This window comes from Actinomycetospora aeridis, from assembly GCF_037400275.1.
Classification (GTDB): domain Bacteria; phylum Actinomycetota; class Actinomycetes; order Mycobacteriales; family Pseudonocardiaceae; genus Actinomycetospora; species Actinomycetospora aeridis.
The window spans coordinates 494,394-515,334 of record NZ_JBBEGL010000001.1; the positions used below are offsets into that span (position 1 = coordinate 494,394).

Here is a 20,941-nt window from a genome sequence, read left to right on the forward strand (position 1 = left end):
TCCTTCTCCTCGGGGTGGGTTCTCAGCAGGCCACGCGCAGGAGCAGCGCGACCCAGGTGCGGTAGGGGCGGAGCTCGGCGACCAGGTCGTCGAGCGCGTCGTCGGGGTGGCGTCCGTGGAGGCGGGCGAGCGCGGCGCGGCAGCGGGGCTCGCCGTCGGGCCACTCGTCCACGACGCCGCAGGCGCGCAGCCAGACGAGGGAGGCGTAGAAGGCGCCGATGCCGCGCACGCGCTGCAGCGCGGCCCGGGCGCCGTCGGGTCCGAGCGCGCGCAGCCGGTCGATCCCGAGCTCCCCGGCCAGGGCGGCCTCGGCGACGCCGTGCAGCCGGCGCACCTTCTCGGCCGGCAGGCCGGGCAGCTCGCGCAGGGCCAGCAGGGCCTCCGGGCGCGGGAACGCGTCGACCTCGGCGCCGGCGACGGTGAGCGTCTCGCCGTGGGCGACCGCGAGGCGCCGGAAGAGCGTGCCGGCCTGGCGCTCGCTGATCCGGGCCGAGACGACGCTCCAGGCCGCGGCCTCGTACGGCGTGCCGAAGAGCGTCGGGCGCAGGCCGGGGTGCGCGGCCATGAGGCGGCCGATCGCCGGGACGCGGCGTCCGACGTCGGGGTAGTCGCGGGCGTCGTGGTCGAGCGACAGGAGGCGCGCGACCTGGGCCAGCGCCCGGTCCTCGGCGCCGTCGGCACCCGCGATCTCGACCTGCACCGGGCCGTCGGGTGCGGCCTGGCGCAGGGCGAACGCGACGGGGCGCTGGTCGCCGTCGAGCGGGGCGGTGAGGCGCAGGGGCTCGTCGGGGGACGGCCGGTGGCGCGTGATCGGGGGCCAGCGGCCGACGAAGGCGCGGGTCTGCTCCAGGTCGAACGGGCCGAGGGGCTCGAGCACGAGGGTGGCGGGTGCGGGGGTCATAGGAGCAGCGTGCGCCTCGATACCGGACATCTGCTGTCGTGTTTCTGGGGCATTCTGGCCCCGTGCGCTCGGACCGCCTGCTCGCGACGCTGCTGCTCCTGCAGACCCACGGCCGGCTGCCCGCGCCCGAGATCGCCCGGCGACTCGAGGTCTCCACCCGCACGGTGCAGCGCGACGTCGAGGCGCTCTCGTCGGCCGGGGTGCCGGTGTACTGCGAGCGCGGCCGGCGCGGCGGCGTCGCGCTGCTCGAGGGCTACCGCACCGACGTGACGGGCATGACCGACGACGAGCTGCGCGCGCTCGTGGCGCTCGGGGCGTCGGCCGACGGAGGCGCGCTCGGCACGGCGCTCGCGTCGGCGTCGCGCAAGCTGCTGGCCGCCGTGCCGGACGCCCGCCGCGACGGCGTCGACCGCGCCCGGCGGCGCCTGCTCGTCGAGCACCAGGGGTGGCGGCGCGCGCCCGAGGACCTGCCCGCCCTGCCCGCGCTCGACGCCGCGCTCGTGGCGGACGAGCGGGTGCGCATCCACTACGCCACGGGCGACGCCGCCGACGCCACGTGGCGCACGGTCGATCCCTACGGCCTCGTGAGCAAGGCCGGCACCTGGTACCTCGTCGCCGCCCACCGCGGGCAGCCGAAGATGTACCGCGTCAGCCGCGTCCGGGACGTCGCGGCGACGGGCACGGCCGCCCGCCGCCCCGACGAGCGCGACCTCGCCGAGGTGTGGGGAGAGCTGCGCGACCGGCTGCAGGCGCCGTCCGACGAGGTCGAGGTGCGGGTGCGCGTCGACCCGGCGTGGGCGCCGACGCTGCGGCGCGTCGCGCTCGCCGTCCAGGCCGGGCCGTGGCGCCTCGAGGGCGCCGGGGCCGACGGCCGCGAGGTGATGACCGCGCCGTTCCGCTCGCTGGTCGCCGCGCGGGCCGGGCTGCTGGGGTACGGCGAGGCCGTCGAGGTGCTCGGGCCGCCGGAGCTGCGCGACGAGATGGCCGCCGCGGCCGCCCGCGTGGTGGCGTTGTACACCGTGCCTGAACAGGCCTCCCCCGATTAGGGTCACGCGCCATGACGAGCGTGCTGGTGACCGGTGGCGGCGAGCGACTGACCGAGGTGGCGGAGGCCGTCCGGGCCACCGGCGCGGAGACCACGGTGGTCGACACCCTCGACCGTCTCGGCGAGGCGGTGTCCGGCAAGTCGTTCGACGCCTACGTGCAGCTGCCGGTGGCCATGACCCCGCGCAGCGGCAGCCTCGTGGGACGGGTCGAGCAGTTCCTCTCCGAGGGTCTGCTCAGCCGCTTCCGCGCCGCCGAGACGGTGCTGCCCGCGCTCCACGACGCCTCGACGGTGGTGCTCGTCGGCGGCCAGACGAACGTCGACACCGAGGCGCCCGACGACCAGGAGGCGCGCACCGCGCTCATGCGCGTGCTCGCCCACGCCCTGCGCGCCGAGCGGGCGCCGGGCCACCTGCGGGTGCGCACCGCCGGGCCCGAGTGGACCGGCGCGGACATCGCCGCGAGCCTCGACGGCAGCACGCCGTCGGAGACCCCGTCGACGACCTCCGCGCAGGCCGCCGACCGGCAGGCCATCGGCAAGGCCTACGCCGACTGGCGCGCCGAGGTGCTGGGGCTCGTGCGGGTGGAGTTCTGATCGCGGAGGGCGCTGTCGGGGTCGTCCTCTAGCGTCCGGTTCCGTGCCGGCGATCCGCGAGGGCAACCCGATCATCCGCGACGTCTACACGTCCGACCCGGCGGTGCTAATCCACGACGGCACGGCCTACCTCTACACCGGCCACGACGAGGCGCCGCCCGGCGCCGACCGGTTCGTCATGCACGACTGGCTCTGCTTCTCCTCGTCCGACCTGCGGACGTGGACGCCGCACGGCCCGCTGCTGCGCGTCGCCGACTTCCCGTGGGCCCGCGACGGCGCGAAGGCGTCGTGCGTCGTCGAGCGGCACGGGCGGTTCTGGTGGTACCTCGCCGTGAACCCGGCCGTCCACCACGCGACCGTGCCGGGCGGCGCCATCGCCGTGGCGGTGGCCAACCACCCCACCGGCCCGTTCCGCGACGCGCTGGGCCGCGCGCTGATCACCAACGACGTGCCCGACGACGACGGGCACGACCACACGATCGACCCCTGGGTGCTCGTCCACGACGGGCAGGCGTACCTGTACTGGGGCAAGCACCGCTGCTTCGTCGCCCGGCTCGACGACTCCATGACGGCCCTGGCCGGCCCGGTCACCGAGATCGACCTCCCGAGCTTCCAGGAGGGCGTCCACGTCCACGGGCGCGACGGCACGCTCTACCTGGCGTACGGCTACGGCCACCCGCAGCGCGTGGTCTGGGCGCGCAGCCGGCACCCCGAGGGGCCCTGGACCGTCGAGGGGCTCCTCAACGAGGTGCCGGGCAACTGCGCGACCAACCGGCCGTGTCCCGTCGAGGTCGACGGCGAGTGGATCTTCTTCTACCACAACGGGGCGCTGCCGGGCGGCGGGAACCACCGGCGCTCGGTGTGCGCCGACCGGCTGCACCACGACGCGGACGGGCGCCTCGTGCGGGTGCGGATGACGACCGAGGGCCTGCTCGGGTCAGGTTGACGCGAGCGCCGAGCCCTGCCGGTACTCCTCCCACGGGATCGTCCAGTCGGCGATGTCCCCGTCGCGGGTGGTCAGCGGGCGGCTCGAGCCGACGATCTCCACCGGGTCGCCCATCTGCACCCAGTCGTAGAAGAAGCGGCCGTTGGCCGGCGAGAGGTTGACGCAGCCGTGGGACACGTTGCGGCGGCCCTGCGCGCTGACCGAGTCCGGGTTGACGTGCACGAACTCGCCGTTGTTGGAGATGCGCACGGCCAGGGGCAGGTTCTGGTCGTAGAACCCGGGCTGGCCCTCGCCCGGGCCGCCCCACGTGTCCGAGCGCATGCGCTTGACCTCGTGCTTCTCGAACGCGACGTGCACGCCGAACTGCGTCGGGTAGATGTCGCGGCCGTACGACGCCGGCAGGCTGCGCAGTTCCTGGCCGTCCTGGTAGAGCACGAGCGTGTGCTCGTTGACGTCGCCGCGGGCGCGCTGGTCGCGGCCGACGGTGAACGCGAAGGAACGGTCCTCCTCGCCGTACACGCCCTCGCCGCTGTCGACGCCGAACAGGCGCGCGTTCACCGAGACCTGCGTGCCGGGCCGCCAGTACTCCTTCGGGCGCCAGTTGAGCTGCTCGTCCGACATCCAGCGGAACGAGCCCTCGGTGGGCACCGAGGTCTCCACCGACACGCGGCGCTCGACGGCGGCGCGATCGGTGACGGGCGCGTCGAACGTGATCGAGATCGGCATCGCGACGCCGACGGTCTGCCCGTCGGTGGGGCGGATGCTCGCGATCCCGAGGGTCTCCTCGGGCGCCACCGTGCGGAAGGTCTGGTCGAGCGGCGTCCCCGGCCGGCCCTGCTCGTCGACGCCGGCGGCCTGCACGCGGTACTCGGTGCCGTAGGCGAGCGCGGGGCTGGTCCAGCGGGTGCCCGCGGGGTCCGGGGTGCCGGCGAGGGCCTGCCCGCCCGCGGGCGTCACGGTGACCGACGTCAGCCGGCCGCCCGCGGCGGACACGACGAGCGGCTCGGCGGGGGCGACGTCCACCGCACCCGGCGCGACGGACGCGGCGAGCGCGACCGGCGGCACGGGCGGTGGCGGCGGCGCGGTGGCCACCCCCGCACACCCACCCAGGAGGGCGATCAGCGCGAGCAGCACGACGAGCGGGCCCGTCGACCCCCGATCGAGCCCCCGACTGCTGCGCACGCGGCTGCGCTCCGTTCCCGACACACCGTCCCCCTCGTCCCGATCCGGGAGATCCTGCCCCGACATCCTCAACCATGCGAGACGCGTCGGGACGGTGCGCGGTTGCGTGTCGCCGGTGTCGATCCCGTATCGGACATCTCGGGCGGGAGGACCGGCCACCGTCCGTCCCCGGTGCGCTGGGCCGGACGGGTGAGCCGCGCACGGCGCGTCTCAGCACGGTCTCAGGCCGTGCGGCCACACTGTCCGGTATGCGGATCCTCGTCGCGGACGACGACCGGGCGGTGCGCGACTCGTTGCGCCGCTCGCTGGCGTTCAACGGCTACCAGGTCGAGCTCGCCGCGGACGGCCAGCAGGCGCTCGACGCCATCGCGGGCCAGCGTCCCGACGCCCTCGTCCTCGACGTGATGATGCCGCGGGTCGACGGGCTCGAGGTGTGCCGGCGGCTGCGCAACGCCGGGGACGACATCCCGGTGCTCGTGCTCACCGCCCGCGAGGCGGTGTCCGACCGCGTGGCCGGCCTCGACGCCGGCGCGGACGACTACCTCGCCAAGCCCTTCGCGCTCGAGGAGCTGCTCGCGCGCCTGCGGGCGCTGCTGCGCCGGACCTCCCCCGAGGAGACCGGCGCGCCGGACCCCGAGCCGCTGCGCTTCGGCGACCTCTCGCTCGACCCCGTGACGCGCGAGGTCCGGCGCGGCGAGCGGCCGATCAGCCTCACGCGCACCGAGTTCTCGCTGCTCGAGCTGTTCATGGCCAACCCGCGCCGGGTGCTCACGCGCAGCCGCATCCTCGAGGACGTCTGGGGCTACGACTTCCCGACCACGGGCAACGCGCTCGAGGTCTACGTGGGCTACCTGCGCCGCAAGACCGAGGCCGAGGGCGAGGCACGCCTCATCCACACCGTCCGCGGCGTGGGCTACGTGCTGCGCGAGACTCCGCCGTAAGACCCATGTGAGTGAAATTGTGGGCTATAGCCCACAATTTCACTCACATAGGCTGACCTGCTACTTCGAGGCGACCTCGTCGGCGTACTTCTTCGTCATGTGGTCGACGGCCTCGAGCTGCGTCGCGGCGTAGGCGTCGCGCTTGAGCCCGGCGCGCTCCTTCGCCGCCTGGGTCGACTCGGCGTGGCTGACCCCGCCCCACGTCGTGCCCTGGAAGTGCGGCACGACGTTCTGCGCGATGAGCTCCCACGAGCGCTTGGTCGCCTGCGGGTTCGCCCACTCGTGGCCGAGCAGCAGCATCGCGCCGAAGCCGCCGGACTGGTCGGCGAGGCGCTGGACCTGCGCCTTCGCGTCGTCCGGCGTCCCGATCGCCCCGATGCCGGCCTCGTTGATGAAGTCGATCATCTCCTTGACGTCGCCGCCCTCGACCGCCATCTGCGGGAACGCCGCGGTCTTCTGGAAGTAGCGGAACCAGTTCTCGATCCCGTACTCGACGTCGCGGTAGGCCTGCTCCTTGGTCTCGGCGATGTGCATGAGCCCGACCAGGCGCCACTTCTCCCGGTCCGGCGTCGGCTGCCCGTAGTGCTGCGCGCGCTCCTCGACGACGTTCCAGTGGTGGGCGAGCGCGTCGAAGCCGTCCTGCGAGAGCGTCGCGCCGATCGAGAGCAGGCCCACGCCGTGCCGCCCGGCCATCCGGGGCCCGGTGGGCGAGGCGACGGCCGCGACGGCGACGTCGAAGCACGGCTCCGTGTAGGGCCGCAGCTGCAGCTGGGCCTCGACGAGGTTGTGGGTCTTCGTCTGCTCGGTGACCACCTCGCCACGCAGCAGCCGCATGATGATGTCGAGGTTGACGTCCAGCAGCTCGCGCGTGTCGGTCGGGTTCAGCCCGATCATGGCCGAGTCGCTGGGCAGCGACCCGGGGCCGACGCCGAGCATCGAGCGACCGCGGGTGAGGTGGTCGAGCAGCACCATGCGGTCGGCCACCCAGAGCGGGTTGTGGTAGCTCGCCGAGGTCACGCCGGTGCCGAGCTTGATCCGCTTGGTCCGCTCCGCGGCGGCCGCGATGAAGATCTCCGGGGACGCGATGATCTCGCTGCCGGCCGAGTGGTGCTCGCCGATCCAGGCCTCGTCGATGCCCAGCGCGTCGAGGTGCTCGACCAGCTCGAGGTCGCGCTGCAGCGCGAGGGTCGGGTTCTCACCGGCACGGTGGAACGGGGCCAGGAACGTGCCGAAGCGCAGTCTGCTCACTGGGGGTCTCTCCTCGTCGAGTCGTCCGCGTCCCGACCGTAAGCCGGGTCACAGCCACACGTACAGACCGCGTGACGCTCCGTGAGCACTATGTGGAACGTCAGCGGCGCGGCACCCAGAACCGCAGCAGCGCGCCCCCCTCGGGCGCCCGGGCGGCCGAGACGCCGCCGTGGTGGCGGTCGGCGACCTGCGCGACGATCGAGAGCCCGAGCCCCGACCCGCTCATCGTCCGCGCGTCGAGGGAGCGGTAGAAGCGCTCGAAGACGAGGTCGAGCTCCTCGTCGGCGATCCCCGGGCCCTGGTCGGCCACCTCGAGCACCGCGGTGCCCGGCCGCTCCGGCGCGACGCCCTCGCGCAGGGTCACGCGCACCGTCCCGCCCGGCGGGCTCCACTTCGCGGCGTTGTCGAGCAGGTTCAGCGCGGCACGCTCCAGGGCGTTGGCGTCGCCGGTGACCTCGCAGGAGACGAACTCGACGTCGAACGTGACGTTCTCGGCCGCGGCACGCCGCCGCGCCCGGTCGAGGGCGCGCTCGACCACGTCGGCGAGGTCGAGCGGCTCGGCGGTCACCTCCGGCGGGTCGTCGCGGGCGAGCTCGACGACGTCGCCGATGAGGTTGGCGAGCTCGTCGACCTGCGCGCGCAGGTCGGCCTGCAGCTCCTCGCGGTCCTGCGCCGAGAGCGTCGGGGCACCCGGCGTCCCGGACGCCCGCTCCGAGGCCATGAGCAGCTCGAGGTTGGTGCGCAGCGACGTCAGCGGTGTGCGCAGCTCGTGCCCCGCGTCGGCGACCAGCCGGCGTTGTCGTTCGATCGACGACGCCAACGCGGCGAGCATGGCGTTGAAGCTGGTGGTCAGCCGGGCGAGCTCGTCGCCGCCGGTGACGGGGATCGGGCGCAGGTCGCCGGTGCGGGCGACACGCTCGGTCGCCGAGATCAGACGCTCGACGGGGCGCAGCCCGGCCCGCGCGATCGCGACGCCGGTCAGGGCGGCGAGCAGCACACCCGACGCCCCGGCGACGAGCAGCACCACGGCGAGCTTGGAGAGGGTCCGCCGCGTCGGGTCCAGCTCCTGGGCCAATACGAGCGCACGGCCCTCACCCGCGTAGACGGCGACGACGCGGTAGACCTCGCCGTCGGCGACACCCGTGCGCACCGACGTCGGCGGGTCCTGGCGCGCGGCGGAGACCTCGGCGGCCCCCAGCGGTGGGCTGTTGCCGCGCAGGGTGACGAACTCCCCGTCCGCGGTGACGATCGCGACCCGCACCTCGCCGGCGGCGAGGGCGTCGGAGGAGACGCGCAACAGGATCGCGGGGTCGGCGAGGTCGCCCGCGGCCGCGACCGTCGCGCGCTGCACCAGGCTCTCGTCGAGCTGGTCGTAGAGGGCGCGCTGGGCGGTGAGGAACACCGCGATCGCGATCAGCGCCACGAGCAGCCCGCCGCCGACCGAGACGAGGATGCCGACCCGCCGCCGCAGCGGGATGCCCTGCAGGACGTGCCGGATCAGCCCGGGCGGCGGCTCGTCGTCGTCGCCGGGCGCGGGGCGGTCGACCGTCGCGGCCGCGGGGACGTCCGTGGTCCCGACGGCGGGCCCCGTCGCGGGCTCGTCAGCGCGCTCGTCGGCGCGCTCGTCGACTGCTGCGGGACCATCGGTCGACGGGCCGGGTGCGGGACGTTCCACCCCACCAGCTTCCCCTGTCGGCGCTCGGGTCGGCGGGGGATGCCGGTCGGCGCGCCCGGACGGTCGGTGCGAGAGGGTTGACCCATGAGCGAGAACGACGCCGCGTCCCGCGCCGCCGACGGTCCCGGTCCGTCGACGGGCGACACGCCCGACGCCTCGACGTCCGCCTCGCCCACCGGCGGACCCGGCTCGTCCGGGCCGTCGGTGGAGTCCGGCCCCACCCGCGAGACGGCGGTGCCCTCGGGGCCCGGGGGAGTGCGGTGGGCCGAGGGGACGGGCCGGGAGTACGGCCGGGACACCGACACGTCCGCGACCCCGCCGGCGGGCACGGCCGAGGGCGCGACGCCGTACAGCGCGCCGACCCGGTCGACGCAGTCCACCCCGTCGGGCCAGCCCCCGCAGGCTCCGCCGGCGTCCCAGCAGGCCGGCCAGCCCCCGCAGGCTGCCCAGCCTCTGCAGGGCCCGCCGCCCGGGCTCGGCCAGGCCCCGTCGTCGGCGGGCCCGACGGCGTCGTTCGGCGCCGTCCCGTCCTACCCCGCGACGGCGCCGCAGACCCGGGAGGCGCCCGCCGCCGGACCGGGGGGCTACGCGCCCCCGGGCGGCACGGCGACCACCCCCGGCACGCCTCCCGCCGGTGGGGGCTACGGCTGGGGCACCACCGCCGCCGGCCCGGCGACCCCGCCCGGCGGCTGGGCGCGCGATCCCGGCGCCGGCTGGGGCGGCGGGGGAGGACCGGGCGGTCCGGGTCCCCAGAACGGCCAGGCCGCCTCGCGCCGGCGGCCCGGCGCGCTGGGGCTGATCGCGCTCGCCCTGGTGGCCGGACTCATCGGCGGGGCGCTCGGCGCCGCGATCGTCGGCGGGATCGGGGGCTCGTCCGGGTCCTCGAGCTCGTCGCAGGGCACGGCCCTCGACGAGCCCGTGCCCGACACCGGGGGCGCCGCTGCGGCGCCCGGCTCCGTCGAGGCGGTCGCGGCGACCGTGCTGCCCAGCGCCGTGCAGATCCGGGGGGCGGCGGGCGAGGGGTCGGGGATCGTGCTCTCGGCCGACGGCCTGATCATGACCAACAACCACGTGCTGCAGGCCGGCCAGGGCGGCGGTCTCGAGGCGATCTTCTCCGACGGCCGCGCCGCGCCCGTCCAGGTCGTCGGCACGGCCCCGGCGGCAGACATCGCCGTCGTGCGGGCGAGCGGGGTCGCGGACCTGCGCCCCGCGACCCTCGGCAACTCCGACCAGCTCGTGCAGGGCCAGCCCGTCATGGCCGTCGGCTCGCCGCTGGGGCTCTCCGGCACGGTGACCACCGGCATCGTCAGCGCCCTGCAGCGTCCCGTCGAGGCCGGCGGGTCCGGCGCGGGCCAGAGCAGCGTCCTCGACGCCATCCAGACCGACGCCGCGATCAACCCCGGCAACTCCGGCGGGCCGCTGGTCGACTTCCAGGGCCGCGTGATCGGGGTCAACACCGCGATCGCCAGCACCACCGGCAGCGCGGGGCAGGAGGCCGGCTCGATCGGTCTCGGGTTCGCGATCCCGATCAACCAGGCCCGCCGTCTGGCCACCGAGCTCGTCGACACCGGCCAGGCGACGCAGGCGATCATCGGTGTCGGGGTGGCCGACGCCCAGCCGCGCGGTGCGGCCATGGCCGACGTGCAGCCCGGCTCGCCCGCCCAGCAGGCGGGGATCGCGGCGGGCGACGTCGTCGTCGGCGTCGACAACCGGGTGATCGAGGACGCCAACGCGTTCGTCGCGGCGATCCAGTCGCGGGCGCCCGGTCAGACGGTGCGGCTCACGCTGCAGTCCCCGGGCGGGACCCGGGAGGTCCAGGTGACGCTGGGGAGCCGGGTGATCGGGGGTCGCTGACCCCCGGTCCCGGATGCGTTCCCGGGTCCGGCGCTACGCCCGCGCGAGCTCCACGAACACGCGTGGGCCGTCGGCGCGGGCGACGACGGCGAGGCCGGCCTCGGTGGCCACCTCGTCGACCGCGTGCGGTCCGAGCACCGCCCACGGGAACCACGGGGCGTCGGTGACGGCGTCGACCGGGGTGTCGTCGAGGCACTCGAGGTAGGCGCTGCCGCACCACAGCGCGGCGTCGGGCTCGAGCTCGAGCAGGATCGTGCCGCCGTCGGCGAGCAGGGCGCGGCACCGGCGCAGCAGGGTGACGGGGTCGCCGCCGATCCCGATGTTGCCGTCGGCGAGCACGACGTGCTGCCAGCGGCCCTCGCCGGGCAGGCGCTCGAACGCGTCGCGGTGGAGCACCGCGGCCCCGCGCTCGAGGCAGCGCTGGACGGCCTGCACGGACACGTCGACGCCGAGCGCGGCCACACCGCGGTCGGCGAGCGCGACGACGAGACGGCCCGGGCCGCAGCCGAGGTCGAGCGTCGGCCCGGAGCAGCGTCCGAGCAGCCAGTCGTCGTCGGTGTCGGCGTCGTCGTGCCAGCGCTGCACGGCCAGCGGGAGCACCACCCCGTCGTGGCGCACCAGGCGGTGGCGCCGTCCGGCGAGCGCGGCGTCGAACACGGTGCCGGTGTCGGTCGCCGCGGTGAGCAGCTCGGCCGCGACGGGATCCGTCACGGGCGACGTCGTGCGGGTCATCGGGGGAGGCCTCCGGGGATCGGGAGACGGAGCGCAGCGGAGCTCGACCCGTCGGCAGGGAGACGGAGCGCAGCGGAGCTCGACCCGGCGAGGGGGAGAACGTCCGCGACGGCGCGGGCGAAACGACCGGTGGGAGCGAGGTCGGCGACGGCGACGGCGTCGTCGGGGGTGTCCACGTCGGACAGGGGCGGCAGCTCGAGCACCCGGTCCGGGGTGAGCCCGGCGCGCAGGGCGGTGAGGGTGCGGGCGCCGGTGTCGTCACGGGAGGTCGGCACGTCGGCGACGAGGCCGGCCCGGCGCGGGTCGGCCAGGGCGAGAGCCCACCAGCCCCCGTCGAACGCCGGCCCGAGCGCCGCGTCCGCGTCGGTGGTGACGAGGTCGAGCGCGTCGCCCAGGAGCCCGGCGTCGACCTGCGGGGTGTCCATCCCGATCTGCACGCTGACGGCGCCGGGGAAGGCGTCGGCGACGTCGGCGTGCGCGGCGGTGATCCGGTCGCCGAGGCTCTCGCCGCGCTGCGGCACCACGAGGCACCCGGCGAGCGCGGCGGTGATCTCGTCGCGGCGCTCGGCCTCGGCGGGGTCGCCCTCCAGGGCGACGACGACGTGCGCGTCGCGGACGGCCCGCGCGGCGTCGAGGGTGTCGAGGAGGGCCGCGGCGGCGATGTTCGCCGCGCCCTCCGGGGTCGTGGCCGCGATGAGCCGGGTCTTGGCCCGGCCCGCGACGGGGGCCTTCGCGAGCACGAGGACGACCCTCGTGACCGGCGCACTGGTCCGCATGGTCCGCGCGTTCGTTCGGGCCGTCGTGATCGGTTCGGCCCTGTCGGTCATCGGGCGGTGCCGCGGTCGTCGAGTGCGGTGGACGGTGCCGGGCTGCCGGTCACCGCGGCCGGGCGGGTGCGGGCGATGGCCTTCGACATGTCGCGCACGGCGCGGACCGTCCCCTTCACCGAGCCGGAGACCTTCGAGCGGCCCCCGGCCCGCGGGCGGTAGGCGACGTCGACCTCGCGGACGCGCCAGCCGGCGGCGCCGGCGCGGATGAGCAGCTCGAGCGGGTAGCCGAACGCGCGGTCGGTGATCCCGAGGTCGAGCAGGGCCTGCCGGCGCGCCACCCGGATCGGGGCGATGTCGCGCACGCCCACCCCGCGGGTCCGCATCAGCCCCGAGAGCACCCGGTTGCTGACCCGGGCGTGCCACGGCCACACCCCGCGCGCCGCCGGTACCCGCCGCCCGACCACGAGGTCGGCGCCGGTGTCGAGCAGCAGCCGCACCATCGCGGGCAGCTCGGCGGGATCGAGCGAGCCGTCCGCGTCGATCACCGCGACGACGTCGGTGCGCGTCGCCTCGAGCCCGGTGTGCACGGCCGCGCCGTAGCCCGGCCGCGCCTCGTGGACGACGAGCGCACCGAGTCCGGCGGCGACCTCCGGGGTGCCGTCGGTCGAGCCGTTGTCGCACACCACGGCGTCGAAGCCGTCGGGCAGCGCGGCGAGCACCCCGGGCAGCGCCTCGGCCTCGTCGAGACAGGGGAGCACCACGTCCACGCGACCGTCCATCGGCGTCACGCTATGAGGTCGGACGCGCGCCCGCCGCGCGGGGTCGTGCCCGTGTCGAGTGGCTCGTGGGCCGTCGAGGCGTGTCCTTCTTCGTCCGTCCGGGCTACTCACACCCGCTTCACGGACCTCCTCACGGCGAGATCACCGGGCCTCCGTACTGTCCGTCGGCGATGACCACCGTGCTGCGGGACCGCCCCGGGCCGGCCGGGGAACCCCCGTCCGCGACCCGCCGCCCGCTGCGCCTGCGGGGTGACCTCGCGGCCGTCCTGGTCGCTGCGCTGCTGGTCACGGCGTCGTCCGTCGTCGGATGGCAGCTGATCGACGCCGGCGTCCCCGTGCTCGTGGGCTGGCCGCCGCTGCTCGCCGCGTGGGTGCCGCACGTCGGCCCGGGCACCGTCCCGGCAGTCCTGGTGGCCCTGCTCGTCGCTCTCGGTGGCCCCGCCGTGGCCCGGCGGCTGCGCTGGGGCCCCCTCCTGGTGCTGGCCGCCATCGCCTCGATGGTGTGGACGTTCGCGCTCGCGACGATCGACGGATGGATCGTCGGGGTCGCCGAACGGCTGGCGACCCCCACCGAGTACCTCGCGGAGATCCCACGCACGGGGGACCTGTCGGTCTTCCTGTCGACCTTCGCCGACCGCATCGCGGGCACGACCCCCGACACCCTCGTCACGCACTCCTCCGGGCACCCGCCCGCGGCGACCCTGTTCTACGTGCTGCTCGACCGCGCGGGGTTCCCCGGCGGGGAGTACGCCGGTGCCGTCACCGGCGCGATCGGGGCCACCGCCGTGGTCGCCGTCGCGCTCACGATCGGCGCGCTCGGCGACCGCGACCTCGCCCGGGCGTACCTGCCGTTCGGCGTGCTCTTCCCGGGCGCGGTGTGGGTCGGCGTCTCCGCGGACGGGATGTTCGCCGCGGTGCTCGCGTGGGGTGTGGCGCTGCTCGCCCTCGGCGCGGTGCGGCGCGGGGTGCTCGGGCACGCCGTGTGCGTCGCCGGCGGGGTGGTGCTGGGGCTGTCGCTGTACCTCTCGTACGGGCTCGTGCTCGCCGGGCTCCTGCCGGTCGCGGTGGCGCTGCTGAGCCGGCGCGTGGCCCCGCTGCTCACCGGCGGCCTCGGCGCGGCGGCGGTGGTCGCGGCGTTCACCGTCGCCGGGTTCTGGTGGTTCGACGGCTACGAGCAGGTCAAGGTCCGCTACTACCAGCCGGGCGAGTACGGGCTCCTGCGTCCCTACGAGTACTGGGTGTGGGGCAACCTCGCCGCGCTGGTGCTCGTGCTCGGACCCGCGGTGATCGCCGGCCTGCGCCGGGCCGCGTGGCGCCCCCGCGCGGCCCCGCTGGTCGTGCTCGCCCTGGCCGCGGCCGGTCTGACCGCGGTGCTCGTCGCCGACCTGTCCGGGCTCTCGAAGTCCGAGGTCGAGCGCATCTGGCTGCCGTTCGCGGTGTGGATCGTCCCGCTCGCGGCCCTGCTGCCCCGGCCCTCGGTGCGGTGGTGGCTGCTCGCCCAGGCGGTGCTCGCGCTCGCCGTCAACCATCTGCTCGCGACGGTCTGGTAGCGCTCGCCCCCTCGTGCAGCGAACGTGCTGTTCGCTGCCTCTAGGCGCGCGAAGTCCCCGTTGATCACCGCGGGGGCGGGGTGATCAGCCGACGGCGTCGCGCAGCGGATCGGTGGCGAACGCCGTGATCCCGTCGGCGAAGCTCGTGCGGGCGCGGAACCCCAGGAGCTCGGCGGCGCGGGCGGGATCGGCGGTGACGTGGCGGACGTCGCCGGGCCGGGCACCGCCGACGACCTCCGGCGCGGGTCCGTCCATGGCGCCGGCGAGCGTGGTGGCGAGGTCGCCGATCGTGCGGACCTCGCCGGAGCACACGTTGACCGAGACGCAGCGGCCCTCCTCGGCCGGGGTCTCGAGGGCCGCGAGGTTGGCGGCCGCGACGTCACCGACGTGCACGAAGTCCCGGCGCTGGCGGCCGTCCTCCATCACGCGCGGGGCCTCGCCGCGCTCCAGCGACGACCGGAAGATCGACGCGACGCCGGCGTACGGCGTGTTCTGCGGCATCCGCGGGCCGTAGACGTTGTGGTAGCGCATCGCCCACACCCGTCCGCCGGTCGCGCGGGCCCACGCGACCGCGAGGTGCTCCTGCGCGAGCTTCGTCGCGGCGTAGGTGCTGCGCGGCTCGAGGGCGGCGTCCTCGGGGATGAGCTCGCCGGAGAGGTCGCGCCCGCACCGGGGGCACGGCAGGTCGTAGCGGCCGGCGTCGACGTCGGCCTGGCGCCGCATCGGCGGCGGGACGATCCCGTGCTCCGGGCACGAATAGCGACCCTCGCCGTAGACGACCATCGAGCTCGCCATCACCAGCTCGCGGTGACCGGACCGGTACATCGCCGCGAGCAGCACCGCCGTGGCGACGTCGTTGTTCTCGGCGTAGTCCGGCGCGTCGTTGGGGTCGACGCCGTGCCCGACCATCGCCGCCTGGTGGCACACCGCGTCGACCTGCGGCAGGAGGCGGTCGAGCAGTCCGGCGTCCCGGACGTCGCCGTGGACGAGCTCGTAGCGGTCCAGCCACTCCGGTGCCTTGCCGGCCGCGTGCGCCTGGGGCAGCAGGGCGTCGAGGAGCACGGGGGTGTGGCCCCGCTCGGCCAGGAGGTCGGCGATGTGCGAGCCGATGAACCCGGCCCCACCCGTCAGGAGAACGCGCACGCGCGCACGCTAGCCGCTGCCCGTGCCCTCGCCGTGACGGGCCGTCGCCGTGCGTCCGCTTCGTGCCCCGGCGCGGGCCCCGTCTACCTTGGTGACCATGGAGAACCAGCCGCTGCACGGCGGCACGGAGGAGATTCTGGGACGGGCGCTCGTCGTGGTCGTCGACGACCGCGTGAGCCGGGGCGAGAGCGCGGACACGATCGGCCCGCTGGTCACCGAGCTCCTCGGCGAGGCGAACCTCGTCGTGGACGGGACGATCGTCGTGCCGGGCGAGTCGGTGGCCATCCGCAACGCGCTCAACACCGCCGTCATCGGCGGCGTCGACCTCGTCGTCACCGTCGGCGGCACCGGGGTGTCGCCCCGCGCCGTCACCGCCGACGCGACCGCCGGCGTGCTCGACCGCCCGATCCCGGGCATCGCCGAGGCCATCCGCGCGTCGGGCCTCGCGGCCGGCGCCGTAGACGCCGGACTCTCCCGCGGCCTGGTGGGCGTCTCGGGCAGCACGCTCGTGGTGAACCTCGCGTCCTCGCGCGCCGCCGTCCGCGACGGGATGGCCACGCTCACCCCGATGATCTCGCACGTGATCGCCGAGCTGTCGGGGATGGAGGAGCACTGAGCTCCGGGCGGGGCGACGACACCGGGGCCGACTCCGAGCAGCACCCGCCGCCCGACCCGCCGCCCGACCCCCGTGCCGAGGCCCGGCGGCGGGCGGCGCTGCGCGCGGCGATCTTCGGGGACGACACGGCGGCATACTCGGACGAGCGCGACCCCGGCCCTGGCGGCGGGCGGGACCCGTCGCGCGACGAGGACGACCGTCGCCGGTACGACGCCGAGCGGCCCCCGCACCACGACCGCCCCTGAGCCCGGCGTCCGGCCGGTGATCAGCGCAGCGTGACGGTCACCTCCTCCCGCAGCGACACCGTCGCCACCCGCGCCGCCAGCGCCGCGGGCAGCGCCACGACCACCACCGGCGCCGAGCCCGCCGAGCCCGCCGTGCGCTCCGGTGCCGGGAGCACGGCGAGCACGACCGCGCCGGGGGCGAGCACGCTCGGGGCCGCCCCGCCGGCCCCGTCACCTGCCCCGTCGGCACCCGCCGTCGTGACGTCGGCCGCACCGACCCGACCCGGCGCGCCGCCGCCCGCCGCCACGAGGTCGACCCGGACACCGGGCGTGAGCAGCGCCGCGACGCCCGCGTCGGCGAGCCGCACCGGCACCCCCGCCGCGTCGGGCACGCCGGCGGCCGCGACCGCCGCGACCGTGCCCAGGAGCCGCACGTCGGTGATCGCTTCGCCCGCCCGCACCCCGCCGACCACCTGACGGCCGGCGACCGCCGCGGGCTCGCCGAGGGCTCCGGCCGGCACGAGCCCCGGCGGCAGCGTCCGCACCGCGACGTCGGCCGGGCCCAGCGCGACGCCGGGTGTCAGGTCCCGCGCGGCCACGAGCACCGGCGTGCCGGCCGGGGCGACGCGCGGGACGGCGAGGAAGACCACGGCGAGCGCCACGAGCAGCCCGGCCGCCGCCCGGCGCACCGCCACCGCGCGCCGCCACCCCGGCGGCGGGAGGCGCCAGGACCGTCGCCGTCGCCCCTTCCCGCGGGTGGGTCCGTCTCGTTCTCGCACGTCGTCGACGCTAGGGCGGCGGGCCGGCCGGGTCCCGCAGGTCCCTCGGACGGCCGTGGAGGCGTTCGGCCGATGGGGACGGCGGACGGAGCAGCGGACGGAGCAGCGGACGGCGCAGCGCGATCGGGGCGTCCCGGCGGCCCGGCACGGCGGGCGCGCCGGGACGAACGGTAGTTTGCCGCCGTCGGGTCGTGGACGATCGAAAGAGGGCGGGCGCTGGCATGGCCGTGGTGCTCGTGCTGCTCGCCACCATCGCCAACGCCACGGCCCTGGTCCTGCAGCGCAAGGCGGCCCAGGAGAGTGCGCGGGCCCGCGGCGTCAGCGCCGGCACCCTGCGCGACATGGTCCAGCGGCCGGCCTGGCTGATCGGGACCTCGATCTTCGCCGTGGCGATCGCGCTGCAGGCGACGGCGCTGAGCCTCGGGTCGATCGCCCTCGTGCAGCCGGTGCTCGTCATGGAGCTGCCCTTCACCCTGCTGCTCGGGTGGTGGGTGCTCGGCGGGGCGCTGCGGCGCCGGGAGTGGATCGCGGTCGCGATCATGTCCGTCGGCCTCGTCGTCCTGCTCGTCACCCTGCAGCCCAGCGGTGGCGACGCGCTCGGCGCGAGCACGCTCGTCTGGGTGCTCGGCACGATCGTCACCCTGGGCCTGCTCGGGCTCACCAGCTGGATCGCGAAGCGGTCCCGGACCGTCGCCCGGGCCGCGTTCTACGGCATCGCCGCCGGGATCGGGTCCGGCTTCGTCGCCGTGATCGTCAAGGCGATGTCCGAGGCGCTCGTCCGCGACGGCATCGGCGGCGTCCTGACCACCTGGCAGAGCTACCTGCTGATCCCGGTCGCCCCCGCCGCGTTCCTGGTGCTGCAGCACTCCCTGCGGGCCGGGCGCCTCCTCGCGTCGCAGCCGGGGCTCATCCTGGGCAACCCGTTGCTGTCGTCGACCTGGGGCATCGGTCTGCTGGGCGAGGAGATCAACGGTGGCTTCGCGCTCCTCGGCGGGCTGGTCGGCGCGGTGCTCATGGTGATCGGGGTCTTCCTGCTGTCGCGCTCGCCGCTGCTGGCGGCCCAGGAGGGCGGGCCGCGGGACGGGTCGGCGGCCTCCCGTCACAGTCCCGGCGGCCGTCGCCGCCCGCTGTGACCCACGGCTCCGGAGACCGAAACCTCACTCGTATCACCCGAAAGGGTGATGTGCGGGAGAAGCGGCAACATTCCCGTCTCCCGGGACGTCATAGAGGGTGTGAGGCCCTCGACGCCGACCGCTGGGGAGCGGGTGGGCGTCAGGTAGGTCCGGGACGCCGACTCGGGGTCGGCGCCCCGGACCACCCCTCGCACCGAACCACCCGGCCGGGCCCTGCTGCAGGGCCCGGCCGTCGTGCGTCTCAGGCCGATTTCGCCGACGAGCCGGAGCCGGACCCCGAGGAGCTCGACCCCGCGGTGCTCGACCCGGCGGTCGACGAGCCGGAGGAGCCCGATCCCGAGCCCGAGGTGCTCGTGGAGTCGCTCTTCGTCTCGCTCTTGGACTCACCCGAGCCCGACGACGACTCCGACGACGAGGACGACGACGCCTTCTCCGACGACGACCCGGAGCCCGCACGGGCGTCGTTGCGGTAGAAGCCGCTGCCCTTGAACACGATCCCCACCGACGAGAACACCTTGCGCAGCCGGCCGCCGCACACCGGGCACTCGGTCAGCGACGGGTCGGAGAACGCCTGGACCTGCTCGAAGCGGTGGTCGCAGGCGGTGCAGGCGTAGGGATAGGTCGGCACGTGCACTCCTGATCTCGTCCGCCCCCGCGCCGGGGGTGGTGATGTTCGCGCGCAGTGTAGATGGCACTCGCACGCTGAGAGTGCCAACACCGACAGCGTCACGGCTGTTCCGATCCGACACACCCCGGCCGCCGACTCGAGCTGGGGGATTTCCTGACGTTGAACGTCAGCGTGGCCGCCAGGCTGGTTCACCCCGCCAGCCAGGTCACCCCGGACGACGGGCGCCAGGCGGCGTGGACGCGGACGTCGTGGGGCTCGGCGGGCAGGTCGTCGCGGACGAGGCCGTCGTCGCCCACGAGCGCCACGAGACGGGTCCGTGGGCCCGCGAGGGGCAGGGAGCGGTCGTAGTGCCCGCCGCCGCGGCCCAGGCGCACGCCGCGGTGGTCGACGGCCAGCGCCGGGACGACGACGAGCCCGGCGTCCGCGATCGCGCCCACGCCGAGCCGCGGTCCGGTCGGTTCGAGCAGCCCGTGCGGCCCGGGACCCAGCGAGGCGACACCGGTGTACTCCGCCCAGTCGAGGGGCGCGGCGCCGACCACGACGGGCAGGAGCACGCGGTGCCCGCGGACGCGGACGGCGTCGAGCAGCGCCGGCCCCCCGGGCTCGCCGCCCACGGCGACGAACAGGGCGACGGCGCCGTCGACGCCCTCGAGCAGCGCCGGCACCCCGGCGACCAGGGCGGTGGTGTCGGCACGGCGCGCCTCGTCCGGCCGCGCCCGTCGCGTGGCCAGCAGCTCGCGGCGCAGGTCGGCCTTCGAGGCCGTCATCCCCGCAGCGTCTCGCCGTCGGCGACGTGGCGCGGTCCGTCCACCGTCACGTCGCCCTCGACGACCACGCCCGCGCCGAACGTGACGTCCCCGGAGACCGTCAGCGACGTCGCCCGCGCCAGCGAGGGCGCGCCGCCGGCGAAGCGGCGCTCGAAGTCGCCGAGCATCCCGAACTCCGCCTTGTCGAGCTTGACCACCGGCGCCGCGCCGGTCGGCACCATTCGTCCGTCGTCGGTGAGGTCGTAGAGGTCGGAGCGGGCGACGAGCAGGTCGTCGGTGGTCTTCACCGGCGCGAAGCGGGTCCGCGGCACCTCGAGGGCCCGCGCCCCCTCGACCGACCCGATCGCCGCGCCCATCGCCGTCTCGAGCTGCAGCACCGGCGTCGAGGCCTTGTCGGTGGGGTCGACGGTCTTCTTGTTGACGATCAGTGGCAGGTACGGCGCCGCGGGGTCGGCCTCCTGCAGGGCACGCAGGTGCTCGAGGTCGAACCAGAGGTTGTTGGTGTTGAAGTAGGAGAACCGCTCGATGTCGGTGAACGAGTCGTCGCCCTCGGGCACCTGGGCGGTCTCGCGCAGCACCAGCGAGCCGCCCTGCGAGGCGAGGTGCCCGCCCTTGCGGTCCATCGCCGTGCGGCGCGCGACCTCGAGCGCGAAGGGCACCTGCTCGGCGGCCATCCACGCCGCGATGCGCACGTCGGGGATCGCGCCGAGGTTGTCCGAGTTCGACACGAAGCACCAGCGCACCCCGGCTGCCAGCAGCTTCTCGAGCGCGCCGGACGCGGCCAGCGCCGTGTAGAGGTCGCCGTGGCCGGGCGGGCACCACTCCAGGCGCGGGTCGTCGGGCCACAACACGGGCCGCCAGTCGTCGGCGCGCAGCTTGGGCTCGGCGCCCTGCAGGAAGTCCAGGGGGAGCTCGTCGTCCTCGAGCCCCGCGTGGCGGCGCAGCGCGGCCAGCGACGGCTCGCGGGTGCCCTCGGAGTCCATGAGCAGCAGCGGCAGCCGCGCCCCGTGGCGCTCGCGCAGCGCGAGGGTCTGCACGGCGACGGCGTCGAGGAAGCTCGTGCCCGGCTTGATCTCGAGCAGCGACTTGGGCCCGTCGAGGCCCATGCTCGTGCCGAGCCCGCCGTTGAGCTTGATCACCGCGAGCGCGTCCAGGGCACGGCGCGCGTCGTCGGCGGAGGGCTCCGGGAGCGCGTCGAGGGTCGGCAGGTCGTCCACCGGCGCGAGGTCCTCCCCGGGCAGCACCGCGCTCTCGGGCTTCGCGAGCTGCTCGAGGCGGCGGCGGAAGGCCTCGACCTCGGCGGGGTGCGCCGTGACATCGGAGCGCTCGGTCAGGGCGGCCAGGGCGTCGTCGACGTAGGACATGACGCCCATGGTCCCCAACGGGCCCTCCCGGGCGCGTCGGAACCCACCCGAACACGTCCGGCGTAGGACC

General features: G+C 75.7%; 20 protein-coding genes. 8 read left to right on the forward strand and 12 right to left on the reverse strand.

Annotation, left to right across the window (positions count from 1 at the left end; genetic code table 11):
* Positions 1-22: 22 nt before the first annotated feature.
* Positions 23-901, reverse strand: coding sequence for a DNA-3-methyladenine glycosylase family protein (locus WCD41_RS02375; protein WP_337711773.1), 879 nt, complete (start codon positions 899-901; stop codon positions 23-25).
* A 62-nt stretch (positions 902-963) separates the two neighbouring features.
* Between WCD41_RS02375 and WCD41_RS02380 the strand changes: the two genes are divergently transcribed.
* Genes WCD41_RS02380 through WCD41_RS02390 form a run of 3 tightly spaced genes read left to right on the forward strand, consistent with a single transcriptional unit; the run spans position 964 to position 3,486 of the window.
* Positions 964-1,947, forward strand: a complete 984-nt coding sequence (locus WCD41_RS02380) for a helix-turn-helix transcriptional regulator (RefSeq protein WP_337711774.1) — start codon at positions 964-966, stop codon at positions 1,945-1,947.
* A gap of 11 nt (positions 1,948-1,958) precedes the next feature.
* Entirely contained in the window at positions 1,959-2,540 is a 582-nt protein-coding gene (locus tag WCD41_RS02385) for a hypothetical protein (RefSeq protein WP_337711775.1), read from the forward strand.
* 43 nt (positions 2,541-2,583) lie between these two features.
* Complete coding sequence (locus tag WCD41_RS02390; RefSeq protein WP_337711776.1) at positions 2,584-3,486, forward strand: family 43 glycosylhydrolase; 903 nt, start codon at positions 2,584-2,586, stop codon at positions 3,484-3,486.
* On the opposite strand, the gene WCD41_RS02395 is transcribed toward WCD41_RS02390, so the two are convergent.
* Positions 3,478-4,668 carry a L,D-transpeptidase gene (locus WCD41_RS02395; RefSeq protein WP_337711777.1) on the reverse strand — a complete coding sequence of 397 codons (1,191 nt, stop codon included), beginning with the start codon at positions 4,666-4,668 and terminating at the stop codon, positions 3,478-3,480. The two genes, WCD41_RS02390 and WCD41_RS02395, sit on opposite strands and share 9 nt — an antisense overlap.
* 248 nt (positions 4,669-4,916) lie before the next feature.
* Between WCD41_RS02395 and WCD41_RS02400 the strand changes: the two genes are divergently transcribed.
* The gene (locus tag WCD41_RS02400; protein ID WP_337711778.1) at positions 4,917-5,609 is read left to right on the forward strand and encodes a response regulator transcription factor; all 693 of its coding nucleotides are present in this window, start codon (positions 4,917-4,919) and stop codon (positions 5,607-5,609) included.
* Between the two features lie 60 nt (positions 5,610-5,669).
* Here WCD41_RS02400 and WCD41_RS02405 read toward each other — a convergent pair whose 3' ends face one another.
* Positions 5,670-6,857, reverse strand: coding sequence for an LLM class flavin-dependent oxidoreductase (locus WCD41_RS02405; RefSeq protein ID WP_337711779.1), 1,188 nt, complete (start codon positions 6,855-6,857; stop codon positions 5,670-5,672).
* A gap of 100 nt (positions 6,858-6,957) precedes the next feature.
* Positions 6,958-8,532 (reverse strand): sensor histidine kinase, encoded by a 1,575-nt coding sequence (locus tag WCD41_RS02410; RefSeq protein ID WP_337711780.1) that lies wholly within the window; start codon positions 8,530-8,532, stop codon positions 6,958-6,960.
* A gap of 84 nt (positions 8,533-8,616) precedes the next feature.
* Between WCD41_RS02410 and WCD41_RS02415 the strand changes: the two genes are divergently transcribed.
* Positions 8,617-10,386 (forward strand): trypsin-like peptidase domain-containing protein, encoded by a 1,770-nt coding sequence (locus WCD41_RS02415; RefSeq protein WP_337711781.1) that lies wholly within the window; start codon positions 8,617-8,619, stop codon positions 10,384-10,386.
* Between the two features lie 33 nt (positions 10,387-10,419).
* On the opposite strand, the gene WCD41_RS02420 is transcribed toward WCD41_RS02415, so the two are convergent.
* The 3 genes from WCD41_RS02420 to WCD41_RS02430 are packed head-to-tail and all read right to left on the reverse strand — an operon-like array spanning position 10,420 to position 12,667.
* Complete coding sequence (locus WCD41_RS02420) at positions 10,420-11,097, reverse strand: class I SAM-dependent methyltransferase (protein ID WP_337711782.1); 678 nt, start codon at positions 11,095-11,097, stop codon at positions 10,420-10,422.
* A gap of 17 nt (positions 11,098-11,114) precedes the next feature.
* Positions 11,115-11,894, reverse strand: a complete 780-nt coding sequence (locus WCD41_RS02425) for a TIGR04282 family arsenosugar biosynthesis glycosyltransferase (protein ID WP_337711783.1) — start codon at positions 11,892-11,894, stop codon at positions 11,115-11,117.
* Positions 11,895-11,941: 47 nt separating this feature from the next.
* Positions 11,942-12,667, reverse strand: coding sequence for a glycosyltransferase family 2 protein (locus tag WCD41_RS02430; protein WP_337711784.1), 726 nt, complete (start codon positions 12,665-12,667; stop codon positions 11,942-11,944).
* Positions 12,668-12,837: 170 nt separating this feature from the next.
* Here WCD41_RS02430 and WCD41_RS02435 point away from each other — a divergent pair, with 170 nt between their 5' ends.
* Positions 12,838-14,217, forward strand: a complete 1,380-nt coding sequence (locus WCD41_RS02435) for a hypothetical protein (protein ID WP_337711785.1) — start codon at positions 12,838-12,840, stop codon at positions 14,215-14,217.
* Between the two features lie 84 nt (positions 14,218-14,301).
* On the opposite strand, the gene WCD41_RS02440 is transcribed toward WCD41_RS02435, so the two are convergent.
* The gene (locus WCD41_RS02440) at positions 14,302-15,360 is read right to left on the reverse strand and encodes an NAD-dependent epimerase/dehydratase family protein (RefSeq protein WP_337711786.1); all 1,059 of its coding nucleotides are present in this window, start codon (positions 15,358-15,360) and stop codon (positions 14,302-14,304) included.
* Positions 15,361-15,457: 97 nt separating this feature from the next.
* Here WCD41_RS02440 and WCD41_RS02445 point away from each other — a divergent pair, with 97 nt between their 5' ends.
* Positions 15,458-15,976: a MogA/MoaB family molybdenum cofactor biosynthesis protein gene (locus WCD41_RS02445; RefSeq protein ID WP_337711787.1), complete on the forward strand. Its 519-nt coding sequence runs from the start codon at positions 15,458-15,460 to the stop codon at positions 15,974-15,976.
* Positions 15,977-16,241: 265 nt separating this feature from the next.
* Here the strand turns inward: WCD41_RS02445 and WCD41_RS02450 are convergent, their stop codons facing one another.
* Complete coding sequence (locus WCD41_RS02450; RefSeq protein ID WP_337711788.1) at positions 16,242-16,979, reverse strand: SAF domain-containing protein; 738 nt, start codon at positions 16,977-16,979, stop codon at positions 16,242-16,244.
* A gap of 221 nt (positions 16,980-17,200) precedes the next feature.
* Between WCD41_RS02450 and WCD41_RS02455 the strand changes: the two genes are divergently transcribed.
* Complete coding sequence (locus WCD41_RS02455) at positions 17,201-18,112, forward strand: DMT family transporter (protein WP_337711789.1); 912 nt, start codon at positions 17,201-17,203, stop codon at positions 18,110-18,112.
* A gap of 241 nt (positions 18,113-18,353) precedes the next feature.
* Here WCD41_RS02455 and WCD41_RS02460 read toward each other — a convergent pair whose 3' ends face one another.
* The 3 genes from WCD41_RS02460 to WCD41_RS02470 all read right to left on the reverse strand — a co-directional run bounded on the left by WCD41_RS02460 (position 18,354) and on the right by WCD41_RS02470 (position 20,871).
* Positions 18,354-18,740, reverse strand: coding sequence for an FmdB family zinc ribbon protein (locus WCD41_RS02460; RefSeq protein ID WP_337711790.1), 387 nt, complete (start codon positions 18,738-18,740; stop codon positions 18,354-18,356).
* A 188-nt stretch (positions 18,741-18,928) separates the two neighbouring features.
* Complete coding sequence (locus WCD41_RS02465; protein WP_337711791.1) at positions 18,929-19,507, reverse strand: 5-formyltetrahydrofolate cyclo-ligase; 579 nt, start codon at positions 19,505-19,507, stop codon at positions 18,929-18,931.
* Positions 19,504-20,871, reverse strand: a complete 1,368-nt coding sequence (locus WCD41_RS02470; RefSeq protein WP_337711792.1) for a UTP--glucose-1-phosphate uridylyltransferase — start codon at positions 20,869-20,871, stop codon at positions 19,504-19,506. The genes WCD41_RS02465 and WCD41_RS02470 overlap by 4 nt, the downstream gene beginning before the upstream one ends.
* Positions 20,872-20,941 lie beyond the last annotated feature (70 nt).